The sequence below is a fragment of the Mesorhizobium sp. M1E.F.Ca.ET.045.02.1.1 genome (genome assembly GCF_003952485.1).
Lineage (GTDB): Bacteria > Pseudomonadota > Alphaproteobacteria > Rhizobiales > Rhizobiaceae > Mesorhizobium.
Map to the genome: position 1 here is coordinate 6,919,785 of NZ_CP034447.1, position 12,722 is coordinate 6,932,506.

16 protein-coding genes are annotated in these 12,722 nt (G+C 63.5%); 3 read left to right on the forward strand and 13 right to left on the reverse strand.

The window, feature by feature from the left end; all coding sequences use genetic code 11:
- Nucleotides 1–65: 65 nt before the first annotated feature.
- Nucleotides 66–674, reverse strand: a complete 609-nt coding sequence (locus tag EJ070_RS33905; protein WP_126095222.1) for a YqgE/AlgH family protein — start codon at nt 672–674, stop codon at nt 66–68.
- Nucleotides 675–800: 126 nt separating this feature from the next.
- Here EJ070_RS33905 and EJ070_RS33910 point away from each other — a divergent pair, with 126 nt between their 5' ends.
- From EJ070_RS33910 to EJ070_RS33920, 3 genes are all read left to right on the forward strand, one after another.
- On the forward strand, nt 801–1,607 hold the full coding sequence (locus EJ070_RS33910; protein ID WP_126095223.1) for a protein-disulfide reductase DsbD domain-containing protein: 807 nt from the start codon (nt 801–803) through the stop codon (nt 1,605–1,607).
- 139 nt (nt 1,608–1,746) lie between these two features.
- Nucleotides 1,747–2,229, forward strand: a complete 483-nt coding sequence (locus EJ070_RS33915) for a peroxiredoxin (RefSeq protein ID WP_126095224.1) — start codon at nt 1,747–1,749, stop codon at nt 2,227–2,229.
- Nucleotides 2,229–2,705, forward strand: coding sequence for a DUF2938 domain-containing protein (locus EJ070_RS33920; RefSeq protein ID WP_126095225.1), 477 nt, complete (start codon nt 2,229–2,231; stop codon nt 2,703–2,705). The genes EJ070_RS33915 and EJ070_RS33920 overlap by 1 nt, the downstream gene beginning before the upstream one ends.
- A 5-nt stretch (nt 2,706–2,710) precedes the next feature.
- Here EJ070_RS33920 and EJ070_RS33925 read toward each other — a convergent pair whose 3' ends face one another.
- The 12 genes from EJ070_RS33925 to coxB form a co-directional block, all read right to left on the reverse strand.
- Nucleotides 2,711–3,292, reverse strand: coding sequence for a histidine phosphatase family protein (locus EJ070_RS33925; RefSeq protein ID WP_245464764.1), 582 nt, complete (start codon nt 3,290–3,292; stop codon nt 2,711–2,713).
- Between the two features lie 145 nt (nt 3,293–3,437).
- On the reverse strand, nt 3,438–3,956 hold the full coding sequence (rnhA, locus tag EJ070_RS33930; protein ID WP_126095227.1) for a ribonuclease HI: 519 nt from the start codon (nt 3,954–3,956) through the stop codon (nt 3,438–3,440).
- Nucleotides 3,953–4,915 carry a homoserine kinase gene (locus tag EJ070_RS33935; RefSeq protein WP_126095228.1) on the reverse strand — a complete coding sequence of 321 codons (963 nt, stop codon included), beginning with the start codon at nt 4,913–4,915 and terminating at the stop codon, nt 3,953–3,955. Before EJ070_RS33935 ends, rnhA begins: the two co-directional genes overlap by 4 nt.
- A gap of 6 nt (nt 4,916–4,921) precedes the next feature.
- On the reverse strand, nt 4,922–5,926 hold the full coding sequence (ispH, locus tag EJ070_RS33940) for a 4-hydroxy-3-methylbut-2-enyl diphosphate reductase (RefSeq protein WP_126095229.1): 1,005 nt from the start codon (nt 5,924–5,926) through the stop codon (nt 4,922–4,924).
- A 76-nt stretch (nt 5,927–6,002) separates the two neighbouring features.
- Nucleotides 6,003–6,758, reverse strand: a complete 756-nt coding sequence (locus EJ070_RS33945) for an SURF1 family protein (protein ID WP_189350242.1) — start codon at nt 6,756–6,758, stop codon at nt 6,003–6,005.
- Nucleotides 6,755–7,141, reverse strand: coding sequence for a DUF983 domain-containing protein (locus EJ070_RS33950; RefSeq protein WP_126095230.1), 387 nt, complete (start codon nt 7,139–7,141; stop codon nt 6,755–6,757). The genes EJ070_RS33945 and EJ070_RS33950 overlap by 4 nt, the downstream gene beginning before the upstream one ends.
- A gap of 140 nt (nt 7,142–7,281) precedes the next feature.
- On the reverse strand, nt 7,282–8,163 hold the full coding sequence (locus tag EJ070_RS33955; RefSeq protein WP_126095231.1) for a cytochrome c oxidase subunit 3: 882 nt from the start codon (nt 8,161–8,163) through the stop codon (nt 7,282–7,284).
- A gap of 1 nt (nt 8,164) precedes the next feature.
- A complete protein-coding gene (locus tag EJ070_RS33960) occupies nt 8,165–8,797 on the reverse strand; it encodes a cytochrome c oxidase assembly protein (protein ID WP_126095232.1) in 633 nt (210 codons plus the stop codon).
- Between the two features lie 7 nt (nt 8,798–8,804).
- Complete coding sequence (locus EJ070_RS33965; protein ID WP_126095233.1) at nt 8,805–8,987, reverse strand: hypothetical protein; 183 nt, start codon at nt 8,985–8,987, stop codon at nt 8,805–8,807.
- Nucleotides 8,984–9,928, reverse strand: a complete 945-nt coding sequence (locus EJ070_RS33970) for a heme o synthase (protein ID WP_126095234.1) — start codon at nt 9,926–9,928, stop codon at nt 8,984–8,986. The genes EJ070_RS33965 and EJ070_RS33970 overlap by 4 nt, the downstream gene beginning before the upstream one ends.
- 77 nt (nt 9,929–10,005) lie before the next feature.
- Nucleotides 10,006–11,655 carry a cytochrome c oxidase subunit I gene (gene ctaD, locus EJ070_RS33975; protein ID WP_126095235.1) on the reverse strand — a complete coding sequence of 550 codons (1,650 nt, stop codon included), beginning with the start codon at nt 11,653–11,655 and terminating at the stop codon, nt 10,006–10,008.
- Between the two features lie 38 nt (nt 11,656–11,693).
- Entirely contained in the window at nt 11,694–12,566 is an 873-nt protein-coding gene (coxB, locus tag EJ070_RS33980; RefSeq protein ID WP_189350740.1) for a cytochrome c oxidase subunit II, read from the reverse strand.
- Between the last annotated feature and the right edge of the window lie 156 nt (nt 12,567–12,722).

Consider the following 12,722-nt stretch of genomic DNA (forward strand, 5'->3'; position numbering starts at 1 on the left):
TCGAAAGCACCATCTGACTCGCATTAGCGAGTGTCGAAACGGCCTCTGGATGTTTTGCGTGACGCTCAGGCGTGGCCGGCGGCGGCGCTGAGATGGGCGAGATCGATGCCGATCGCGGCAAGGATGCGGTCGTACTTGCGCTCGATATCGGCGTCGAACAGAAGTTCCTGCGTAGCCGGACAGGTCAGCCAGCCATTTTCCGCGATCTCGCTTTCGAGCTGGCCGGCGCCCCAGCCGGAATAGCCGAGCGCCATCAGCGCGTGACGCGGCCCGCGCCCCGTGGAGATGGCGCGCAGAATGTCGACCGTGGCGGTCAGGCAGATGTCGTCGGAGACGTTGAGCGAGGATTCCACGCGATAGTCGCCGGAGTGAAGCACGAAGCCGCGGCTGCGATCGACCGGCCCGCCATTGCGCACGACGAAGTCGCGGGCATGCGCCGGCAGGCGGATCGCCTCCTGCTCGTTCATGATGCCGAGCTGCACCAGGAGGTCCGGGAACAGCATCTGCTGCGTCTGGTTGATGATCAGGCCCATCGCACCCTCGTCGCTGTGGGCGCAGACATAGATCACCGAGCGCGTGAAGCGGTCGTCCTTCATGCCGGGCATGGCAATCAGGAACTGATCATCGAGAAAGCCGCGCCCGGCGGCACTCTTTTTGTGGCGCAACAAGTCCATGGGTTAAGCGTAACGCGTTTCGGCGGCGCCGAAAAGATGCTGAGGCTGCCGGATGTCACGCAAATATGATACCGGCAGGACCATGAAATCATTGCGCGGCCAAGAACGGGCGATCAAATCACCGCCATGCGATACCTGAACATTGTGGCGCTCGGCGCCGTCATCGGCCTAGGAGCGGGCCTGCCGGCCGAGGCGTCCTCCTCGGCCTGGTACAACAGCGAAGGCGGCAAGGTGCGGCTGGTGACCAGCGGCAAGCCGGACGAGGCCGGCAAGCTCCACGGCGTGCTCGACATCGCGCTCAAGCCCGGCTGGAAAACCTATTGGCGCGATCCTGGCGATGCCGGCGTGCCGCCGCAGATCGATGTGTCGGCCAGCACCAACATCGCCGATGCAAGACTGTCGTTTCCGCCGCCGCAGCGCCACGATGACGGCTATGGCAAATGGGCCGGCTACGATCGCCCGGTCTCGCTGCCGGTGACCTTCACGGTGGCGGCGCCCGACCAGCCGGCGGCCATCGATGCCAACATCTTCCTCGGCATCTGCGAGACGATCTGCATTCCGGTGCAGACGCGGCTCAGCGTCGACCCCGCCTCCGATCCGGACAACGCCACGGACACGGCGCTGGTGAAGACGGCGCTTGCAACGCTCCCCTCACCGGCGCGGCCTGATTTCGGCATCAGCGTGCTGCCCGGCGACCACGAGACCCTCGTCGTCGAGGCGCAGTCGCCAGGCGATCCGGATTCCGTCGATTTCTTCATCGCCGGCGAGCGCGATTACATGTTCGGCGCGCCGGTGCGCAGCGAAAAGGACGGCAAGCTCGTCTTCACGGTGCCGATCCTCGACCGGCCGTCGGCGACGCCCACGGATGGCGGACTGTACTACACACTGACAAGCGCCGAGGGTTCGGTGGACGGCTTGCTGCCTTTCCCTTGAGCCAGGCCCTTTTGGAGCCGCAATTCCGGACGGAAAACCGCTGCGCACTTTTCCTGGCATTGCTCCGAACGGTTGCGGGAAGCCGTCCAGTCCGATATCGCAGAGATCGATCCTTCCCAATCTCCCAAGCGAGGACCCCATGACCATTTCGGTTGGCGAAAAACTGCCCGAAGCGACCTTCAAGGTGATGACCGACGACGGCGCCAAGCCGATGACCAGCGCCGAAATCTTTGCGGGCAAGAAGGTCGTGCTGTTCGGCGTTCCCGGCGCCTTCACGCCGACTTGCAGCAACAACCACCTGCCGGGCTATCTGGAGAACCACGACGCCATCCTGGCGCGTGGCGTCGACACCATCGCGGTCGTCTCGGTCAACGACGTCCATGTGATGGGCGCCTGGGCGCGCTTCACCGGCGGCGAAGGCAAGATCCTCTTTCTGGCCGACGGCAGCGGCGACTTCGCCAAGTCGGTCGGGCTAGACAACGATCTTTCCGCAAACGGCATGGGTCTGCGCTCGAAGCGCTTTTCGATGATCGTCGACGACAGCACGGTCAAGGCGATCAATGTCGAAGCCAAGCCGGGCGTCGACGAGAGCGGCGCGGCCAAGATCCTCGAGCAGCTCTGATGCCCGACATCGTCTGGCGCGCCGTCGCGATCGGCATCGGCGCCACGGTCTTCATGGATGTCTGGGCGATTTTCCTCAACAAGGCGTTCGGCCTGCCCCGGCCGAATTGGGGTCTGGTCGGCCGCTGGGTCCGGCGCCTGCCCGAGAAGGTTTTCCACGACGACATCGGCAAGGCCGCGCCCTTTGCGCATGAAAAGGCGCTGGGCTGGGCGTTCCATTATCTCGTCGGCATCCTCTATGGCGTGATCCTGGTGGTGCTCGCGGGAGCCGGCTGGCTGGCGGCGCCGACCTTCCTGCCGGCCTTCATCCTCGGCATCGTCACCGTCGGCGCCGGCTGGTTCCTTTTGGCGCCCGGCATGGGCGCCGGATGGGCGGCGTCCAAACTGCCCAATCCGATGCTGGTGCGCGCGCTCAACCTCGTCTCGCACACGGTGTTCGCGCTCGGCATGTTCTCGACGGCGCTGGCGATCCGCTAGGCGGGTCAAAGCGACGGCCTGTCGATCGGTAACCATCCGTGGATGATCCGTCGCGCGCCGATATCGTAGGCGAAATAGTTGCCGCCGCCCGCCGGTTGATCCGCTTCGCGGCTGATCTCACGTCCGGCGAGATGGAGCAGCAAGAGCGTTCCCACGCCTCCATGGCCGATGAAAGCGATGTCGTTGCCGTCATTGGTTGCGAGCGCCGCCTCGACTTCGCTCACAATACGACTTTGCGCATCGACAGCTCGCTCCCATCCGCGGATGCTTTCATGCGGGTTCGCGAAAAATCGGTCAGCGACCGCTTCGAATTCTGTTGGGGGCAGGAAGCCGGTTGCCGACCGGTCATTCTCGTGCATGCGTTCCCTCACTTCGACGGCCACACGGAGATGTCTTGCCAAGATTTCGGCGGTTTCGATTGCCTTGCGTTCACCCGACGACACGATACGCCGGATCGATCCGACCCAGGGCTGATCGAGCATTGCCGATGCTCTCGCTCTGCCGATATCGGACAACCCCCACTCCGGCACCGGAATGCTGGCGTCGACCTGAACCTGGGGATGCGTGATGTAGTAGGCGATCGGCACGACGGAACTCCTCCGGTCAGAGAGATGGCCCGCTAGAACGGTTCCGCGTTTCACGGAACGCAGAACCATTCTATCTCTTTGTTTTGACGCAATTCCGGACGGAAAACCGTTTCACACTTTTCCTGGAATTGTTCTCTAGCGGAGATCAATAGCTCTGGGTCGAGCGCCGCGCCTTGGCGACCGACGGCTGTTTTGGCTGCGAAGCAGCAACAGGTTTGACCGGCCCTTTCTTGAACGGCGCCATGCCTTGCCTCGCCAGTTCGTCGGCGCGCTCGTTTTCCGGATGGCCGGCATGGCCCTTCACCCAGTGCCAGGTGACCTTGTGGCGCCTGTTGGCCTCGTCGAGCGCCTGCCAGAGCTCGCCATTCTTGACCGGCTTCTTGTCGCCGGTCTTCCAGCCGTTCTTCTTCCAGCCATGGATCCATTTGGAGATGCCGTCCATGACGTATTTGCTGTCGGTGTAGAGGTCGACCGCGCAGGGCTCCTTCAGCGCGTTGAGCGCCGTGATGGCGGCAAGCAGTTCCATGCGGTTGTTGGTGGTCTCGGCCTCGCCGCCCGACAGCTCCTTGGTGACACCGTTGTAGCGCAGCACGGCGCCCCAGCCGCCAGGCCCGGGATTGCCGGAGCAGGCGCCATCGGTGAAGATCTCGACTTCCTTGTTCATGTCAGTCCGTATTCGGATGGAGACTTGATCGCGCGGTGGAAACGCATGCGGCGGATATATTCGGTCGGATCGCGTTTCATCACCAGGCCGCCATCGGGAACGGTCAGCCAGTCATAGAGCCTGGTCAGCATGAAGCGCAGCGCCGAGCCGCGCGCCAGCATCGGCAGCGCCGCTTTTTCCTCCGCCTCAAGCGGCCGCACCGACTGGTAGCCGGCAAGGAGTGCGGTGCCCTTGGTGAGGTTGAAGGAGAAATCCTTTTCGAAGCACCAGGCGTTGAGGCAGGTGGCGACGTCATAGGCGTAAAGGTCGTCGCAGGCGAAATAGAAGTCGATCAGGCCGGACAGCTTCTCGCCAAGGAAGAAGACATTGTCCGGGAACAGATCGGCATGGATGATGCCTTGCGGCAGGTCTTTCGGCCAGTTGCGCTCGAAATCGAGGAAGTCGGCATCGACCTCGGCCGCCAGCCCCGGCTCGACCTCGTCGGCGCGGGCGCGCGACGCGGCCCAGAGCTTGCGCCAGCCGTCGATGGCAAGCGCGTTCGGCCGCTTCATCGGAAAATTCCGGCCGGCGAGATGGAGCGCAGCCAGCGCCTTGCCGACCTCGCCGCAATGGGCCGCCGTCGGGCGCCTGAGCGACAGGCCTTCGAGGAAGGTGATGATGACGGCGGGGCGGCCGGCGAGCATGCCGATGACGGTGCCGTCATGCGCGGTGACCGGAAGCGGGCAGGAAATGCCCTTTCGCGCGAGATGGCCCATCAGGCCGAGGAAGAACGGCAGATCGTCCTTGTCGACGCGCTTCTCGTAGAGCGTCAGGATGTAGGAGCCGGTGGAGGCATGGACCAGGAAATTCGTATTCTCGGTGCCCTCGGCGATGCCCTTGTAGGACAGGAGCTCGCCCACCGGATAGGCTTTCAGGAAGGTGGTGAGCTCGCCTTCGTTGACGTCGGTGTAGACGGCCATCTGGGTTCACGCGGCTCCGTTGACGAAGGCCATGTCGGCCGCCGTCAGTTCGACATCGCGCAACACCCGCATCACCGGAAAATCCTCCGTTTCCGTGGCTGTAATGGCCAGATCGATGGTGACGTCGAAGCGTTGCCGGAACGCGTCGATGATCTCGTCGACGATGATTTCCGGCGCCGAAGCGCCGGCCGACAGACCGAGCGTCGAAATCCCGCCGATCTCATCCCACGGAATTTCGGAAGCCCGCTGCACGAGAAGCGACATGCGGGCGCCGGCCCGCTCCGCCACTTCGACAAGCCGCCGCGAGTTGGACGAGTTGGGAGCGCCGACGATGAGGAAAAGGTCGGCGCCGGCGGCCGTTTCCTTCACCGCTTCCTGGCGGTTGGTGGTGGCATAGCAGATCGATTCGGCAGCAGCAGCGTGCAATTCGGGAAACCGCTGCTCAAGCGCCCGGATGATGCCGGCCGTATCCTCGACCGACAGCGTGGTCTGGGTGACGAAGCCAAGCGCCGCCGGGTCCGCCGGCACGAAGCGCGCGGCATCCGCCTCGGTCTCGATCAAGGTGACCGCGCCGTCCGGCAACTGGCCCATCGTGCCGATCACTTCCGGGTGGCCGGCATGACCGATCAGCAGCACGTGGCGGCCGAGCCGCTGGTGGCGCATCGCCTGCTTGTGCACCTTCGACACCAGCGGACAGGTGGCGTCGAGATAGAAGAGGTCGCGCGCCTCGGCGTCGGCCGGCACCGATTTCGGCACGCCATGCGCGGAAAAGACGACGGGCGACTTCCGATGCTCGGGCGGGATCTCGGACAGTTCCTCGATGAACACCGCGCCCAGGCTTTGCAGCCCCTCGACGACATAGCGGTTGTGCACGATTTCGTGGCGGACATAGACCGGCGCGCCGTATTTCTTCAGCGCCAGCACGACGATCTGGATGGCGCGGTCGACGCCGGCGCAAAAGCCGCGCGGCTGGCAGAGCCTGATCGTCAGCGGTGGCTTTTTCTCAATCATCAAAACGAGCCGGTTCAGTCGGAAAGCTGGAGGCGAAATGAGGCGTGCACCCCTGCCCTGTCAAGAGCGGCGGCGTTCACCCTTCTTTCGGCGGGCGGCGAAGCCTGAGGATCAGCACGACCGCAAGGGTCGCCGCCAGGCCATACCAGGTGACGGCATACTGCAAATGATTGTTCGGCAGATCGATGATGGTGACGCCGCCAACCGGCAGGCCGCCGGGGTTCGGCGCCTTGTCGGCATCGATGAAGAACGGTACCAGCACGGCGCCTGCCGGAAGGCCGGCGCTGGCGGCCATGACGTCGCGGTCCTTCCAGTAGAAGATGTTCTTGGCGACATCGTTGTCGGGCAGCATCTTCGAGGGTTTTTCCGGCAGCGGATTGCGGGCAAGCCCGGTCACGGTCACCGTGCCGGCGACCTCGCCCTGCCGGCGTTTGGCCGGATCCTTGAGATCGTAGGGAACGAAGCCGCGATTGACGAGCACGAAGCGGCCGTCGTCGAGCCGCAAGGGCGTGTAGACGTTGAAGCCGGTATCGCCTTCCCAGGTGGAGAAGAAATGCCGCTCGCCCTGGTGCAGGAAGGTGCCGCTCACCGTCACCGGGGTGTAGTCGACATCATGGGTGGCGGCGAATTCCTTTTCGACATCCGCCAGCGGCAGGGGTGCCGCATGGATGCGCCTGTCGATGGTCTCGAGCAGCCCTTCCTTCCAATGCAGGCGCTGGACCTGCCAGGTGCCGAGTCCTATGAGAATGGCGAATAGGACAAGGCCGAACCCAAGCAGCAACGCCTTGCGCGGCCGCGGACGGCCGGCAGTCGAGCCGGTTGCGCCGCTCATTGACCGGCGTCCAGCCTGCCTTCGGAAGCCTTTTTGCTATATTGCATGGTGATCAGCACGCCCTTGATCAGGCGCAGCGCCGTCAGGCAAAGCACCAGCGCCAGCGGGATCCACAATATGAAATGCAGCCAGAGCGGCGGGCTGAGCGTCACCTCCATCCACAGCGCCAGGCCGACGACGATGAAGCCGATGATCAGGATGACGAACACAGCCGGACCGTCGCCGGCATCGGCGAAGGAATAGTCGAGGCCGCAATTGTGGCAGCGTTTGCCGACGGTGAGGAAGCCGGAGAACAGCTTACCCTCGCCGCAGCGCGGGCAGCGACCATGCAGGCCGGCCGAAACCGGGTCGATGGGTGGCCAGATCGCCTTGTCTTCGCTCATGTCAGCACCGTAGACCCTTTCGCTCAAAAAGATAAGGCGGCCACGTCGCCGCAGCCGCCTTCTGGAATTCGGGAAGCCTCGATCGTTGAAGCAATTCAGGACGGAAAACCGCTAACGCACTTTTCCTTGGATTGCCCAGATCAGTGAGCTTCGATCAACGCCCCATTCGAAGCCCAGACATAGATGCAGCTGAACAGGAACAGCCAGACCACGTCGACGAAGTGCCAGTACCAGGCGGCCGCCTCGAAGCCGAAATGCTGCTTCGGGGTGAAGTCGCCCCGCATCGCGCGCACCAGGCAGACGAGCAGGAAGATGGTGCCGATGATGACGTGAAAGCCATGGAAGCCCGTCGCCATGAAGAAAGTGGCGCCGTAGATCGAGTCCTTGAACGCGAAGGGCGCGTGCATGTACTCGTAGGCCTGCACCATGGTGAACAGCATGCCGAGGCCGACGGTCAGCGCCAGGCCGTTGATCAGACCCTTGCGGTCGCCGTGCAGCAGCGCGTGGTGCGCCCAGGTTACCGTCGTGCCCGACGTGAGCAGGATGATGGTATTGTAGAGCGGCAGATGGAAGGGATCGAGGACCTCGAGGCCCTTCGGCGGCCACACTCCGCCGGTGAAGGTGGTGCGGGCATATTGCGTCGCCTCGCCGGGGAACAGGCTGGCATCGAAGAAGGCCCAGAACCAGGCGACGAAGAACATCACCTCGGAGGCGATGAACATGATCATGCCGTAGCGCAGGTGCAGCGACACGACGCGCGTGTGGTAGCCCTCATGCGCCTCCTTGATGGTGTCCGACCACCAGGCGAACATCGTGTAGAGCACGATGATGAGGCCGATGAAGAACAGCCACGGATTGGCGATGTTGTGGCCGAAGACCGGGAAGGTGTCGGCCTTGAGATACCGCATCAGGCAGACGCCGCCGACGGCGGTCACCAGCGCGCCGATCGAGCCCAGGAAAGGCCAGGGGCTCGGATTGACGAGATGGTAGTCGTGGTTCGGTTTTGCGTGCGCGTCTGCCATATCAACCCCCGAGGCTTGCTTCGGAATCTGGAACTTTGTTGCTGCTGCCAGCGGCCGGCGCGGACGACGCGACCGGCTGTTTCTTTTCGACCGGGAACATCGTGTAGGACAAGGTGATGGTCTTCAAGTCCTTCAGTTCCGGCACGTTGACGATGTCTGGATCGACATAGAACACGACCGGCATGTCCAGCGTCTCGCCGGGCTTCAGCGTCGTGTCGGTGAAGCAGAAGCACTCCACCTTGTTGAAATAGGCGCCGGCCATTTCCGGCTGCACGTTGAAGGAGGCGCGGCCGGTGATGGGGCGATCGAACTTGTTGGTCGCGCTGTAATGCGCCTGCGTCGTTTCGCCGATCTTGATGGTGACCTGGCGCGCGACGGGCTCGAACTGCCACGGAATGCCGTTGGTGTTGGCGTCGAAGCGGATGGCGATGTCGCGGTCAAGCACGCGGCCGGCATACTGCTTCTCGGCGCGCTGCGTCGTGCCGCCATAGCCGGTGGCCTGGCAGAACATCTTGTAAAGCGGCACCGCCGCGTAGGCCATGCCGACCATGCCGGTGAAGAAGGCAAGGCAGACCGCCACGACGATGCGGTTGCTGTTCTTCCTGCCGGGTCTGGTGATGATCTCGCCACTCATCGCCGCCTCACATCAAGTTCGTCGGCGTCAGGCCAGCAGCATGGTGGCCGAACTTCACGATGGTGGCGACGTAGAAGATGACGACGAGCGCGGCCAGCGCCACGCCGATGGCGACGGAACGGTTGCGCCGCGCCTTCCGCTGACGCTCGGTCAAGGCGACCAGTTCGAGGTTCTTGTCGGCCACGATCATGCTCCCCCCAAGACGAGGGCGCGCCCGACCACGCTGTCGACGAGATAGGCGGCGAAGATGGCGAACAGATAGAGCAGCGAATAGCCGAACAGCGCCTTGGCCGGCTTCATAGCGCGGTCATCGTCGCTCATGCCCAGTACCTTCCAGGCATACCAGATGAAGCCCAGGCCGAGCAGGATGGAAACCGCGCCATAAGCGACGGTGGTGTAGCCGAGTCCCCAGGGCAGCACGCCGACCGGCGCCAGGATCAGCGCATAGGCAAAGATCTGGCGGCGGGTCGAGGCATGGCCGGCGACGTTCGGCATCATCGGGATGCCCGCGCGGGCATAGTCGTCCGACTTGAACAGCGCCAGCGCCCAGAAATGCGGTGGCGTCCAGAGGAAGATGATCAGGAACAGGATCAGGCTTTCGAGGCCGACCGATCCGGTCACAGCAGCCCAGCCGATCACCGGCGGGATGGCGCCGGCCGCGCCGCCGATGACGATGTTCTGCGGCGTCCAGCGCTTCAGCCACATCGTATAGATGACGGCATAGAAGAATATGGTGAAGGCGAGCAGCGCCGCCGACAGCCAGTTGACCAGCACGCCCAGCGTCATCACCGACAGCACGGAGAGCACGAGGCCGAAGCTCAGCGCCTCGCCGGGCGTGACGCGGCCGGCCGGCACCGGGCGGCCGGCCGTCCTGGTCATCACCGCGTCGATATCGGCGTCGTACCACATGTTGAGCGCGCCGGAGGCGCCGGCTCCAATCGCAATCGACAGGATGGCGATCACCGCCAGCAGCGGATTGATGGCGACGGGCGCCGCGACCATGCCGACAAAGGCCGTGAAGACGACCAGCGACATGACGCGCGGCTTCAGGAGGGCGAAGAAATCGCCCGCGGTCGCTTCCGACATGCGAAAGCCCGCTTCCTCCATCAATTTGTGGTCGGCAAGAGCCATGCGTACCTAAAGTCCATCATTCCGTTGGCCAAGACCGCCGGCTCACCGGCGGCCTCGCATGCATCGGGAAGCTGCCTTTACTTGATCTTCGGCAGCTGTTCCCACTGGTGGAACGGCGGCGGCGAAGGCAGCTGCCATTCGAGCGTGGTGGCACCCTCGCCCCACGGATTGGCGCCGGCGACACGCTTCTTCTGGAAGGCCTCGAACACGCCGTAGAGGAAGATCGCAACGCCGACGGCCGCGATGTAGGAGCCGTAGGACGAGACCATGTTCCAGCCGGCGAACGCATCCGGATAGTCGACGGTGCGGCGCGGCATGCCGGCGAGGCCGAGGAAGTGCTGCGGGAAGAAGATCAGGTTGACGCCGACGAAGGTGACCCAGAAGTGGGTGTTGGCGATCACCGGCGAGTACATGTAGCCGGTCATCTTCGGGAACCAGTAGTACCAGCCGGCGAAGATGGCAAACACCGCACCCAGCGACAGCACGTAGTGGAAGTGGGCGATCACGAAATAGGTGTCGTGCAGAGAGCGGTCGAGGCCGGCATTGGCCAATTGGACGCCGGTGACGCCACCGATCGTGAACAGGAAGATGAAGCCCAGCGCCCACAGCATCGGCGGCTTGAAGGAGATCGAGCCGCCCCACATGGTGGCGATCCACGAGAAGATCTTCACGCCGGTCGGCACCGCGATGACCATGGTGGCGAACACGAAATAGCGCTGCGTGTCGAGCGACAGACCGGTCGTGTACATATGGTGCGCCCAGACGATGAAGCCGACGGCGCCGATCGCGACCATGGCGTAAGCCATGCCGAGATAGCCGAAGACCGGCTTCTTCGAGAAGGTCGAGACGATGTGGCTGATGATGCCGAAGCCCGGCAGGATCAGGATGTAGACCTCCGGATGACCGAAGAACCAGAACAGGTGCTGGAAGAGCAGCGGATCACCGCCATTGTCCGGCACGAAGAAGGAGGTGCCGAAGTTGCGGTCGGTGAGAAGCATGGTGATGCCGCCGGCCAGAACCGGCAGCGACAAGAGCAGCAGGAAGGCCGTGATCAGCACCGCCCAGGCGAACAGCGGCATCTTGTGCATCGTCATGCCGGGGGCGCGCATGTTGAAGATGGTGGTGATGAAATTGATCGCGCCGAGGATCGAGGAGGCGCCGGCGATGTGGATCGAGAGAATCGCAAGGTCCATCGCAGGGCCCGGCGATCCGGCCGTCGAAAGCGGCGGATAGATCGTCCAGCCGCCGCCGGGGCCGAAGGCGCCGGGCGAGCTCGGCATAAACATCGAGCTAAGCAGCAGGATGAAGGCCGGCGGCAACAGCCAGAAGGAGATGTTGTTCATGCGCGGGAAGGCCATGTCCGGCGCACCGATCATGATCGGCACCATCCAGTTGGCGAAGCCGCCGATCAAGGCCGGCATCACCATGAAGAAGATCATGATCAGGCCGTGCGCGGCGCCGAAGGCGTTGTACATGCTCTTGCCGCCGTCGATGGCGGCATCGCCCTGCATGCCATAGACCATCTGCGCCAGACCGCTGAAGATCTGGATGCCCGGCTCCTGCAGCTCCATGCGGATGGCAACCGAAAGCGCGCCGCCGATAATGCCGGCGATGATCGCGAAGATCAGGTAGAGCGTGCCGATGTCCTTGTGGTTGGTCGAGTACACCCAGCGGACCCAGCCATGCGGCCTGTGGTCGTGGTGGTCGTGAGCTGCAGCCTCTGCCATATTCCGCTCCGTTCCCTAAATCTTGCTAACCCGCGGCGTCAGTTGCCGGCGGCCGCTACCTTGTTGGTACCATCGATCTCGGCCATCAGCGCCTTGTTGGCAGCCGGCACGTCGGTCTTGGCCGTCTCCAGCCAGGTCTTGAACTGCGCGTCGGACACGACGCGAACCGCGATCGGCATGAAGGCGTGATCCTTGCCGCAGAGCTGCGAGCACTGGCCGTAATAGAGGCCTTCCTTCTCCGCCTTGAACCAGGTCTCGTTGGTGCGGCCGGGCACGGCGTCCATCTTGATGCCGAAGGACGGCACCGCGAAGGAGTGAATGACGTCGGTGGCCGTGATCAGCACGCGGGTCGTGGTGTTGACCGGCACCACCAGTTCGTTGTCGACGGCGAGCAGGCGCGGGTAGAGGTTGCGGTCTTCCTTGCCGGCCTTGGCGCGGTCAGCATCCTGAAGAACCGCCGAGTTGAAGGAGAAGCTCTTGTCGACCTGGTATTCGTAATCCCAGTTCCACTGGTTGCCGGTCGCCTTGACGGTGAGATTGGCTTCTTCCGGCGGCGTGTACTGCGCGGTGAGCAACTGGAACGAGGGAATGGCGATGAGCAACAGCACGACGACCGGCCCGACAGTCCAGATCACCTCGATCAGCGTGTTGTGGCTGGTCCTCGAAGGCACAGGGTTGGCGCTCGCGCGGAACCGCAGGATGCAATAGGCCAGCAGAAACAGCACCAGAAGGGTGATCACCACGATGAAGACGAAGGTGTAGTTCCCGAACCATTCGATCTGCCGCATCATATCGGTCGCGGGCGCCTGGAAGCTGGTCTCCCATGGCTTGGGCTGATCCGCGTGGGCGGATGTGCCGGAGAGGAGCGCGCCCGCGGCCGCAGCACCTGCCAGAAACCTGGCGCCTGCCATGAATTTTCTCATCGCCCTCTCGTCTCCCACTTCCTGCGATTGGATCGCACCAATAACGAACGACGCCGGGATTGGGAATCCCGGTCTGTCCTAAGGTGGTTCAAACCATACTCTATTTCCCTCCGCAAGGAAGGAGCGGGCGAAACCGTGCGGCAT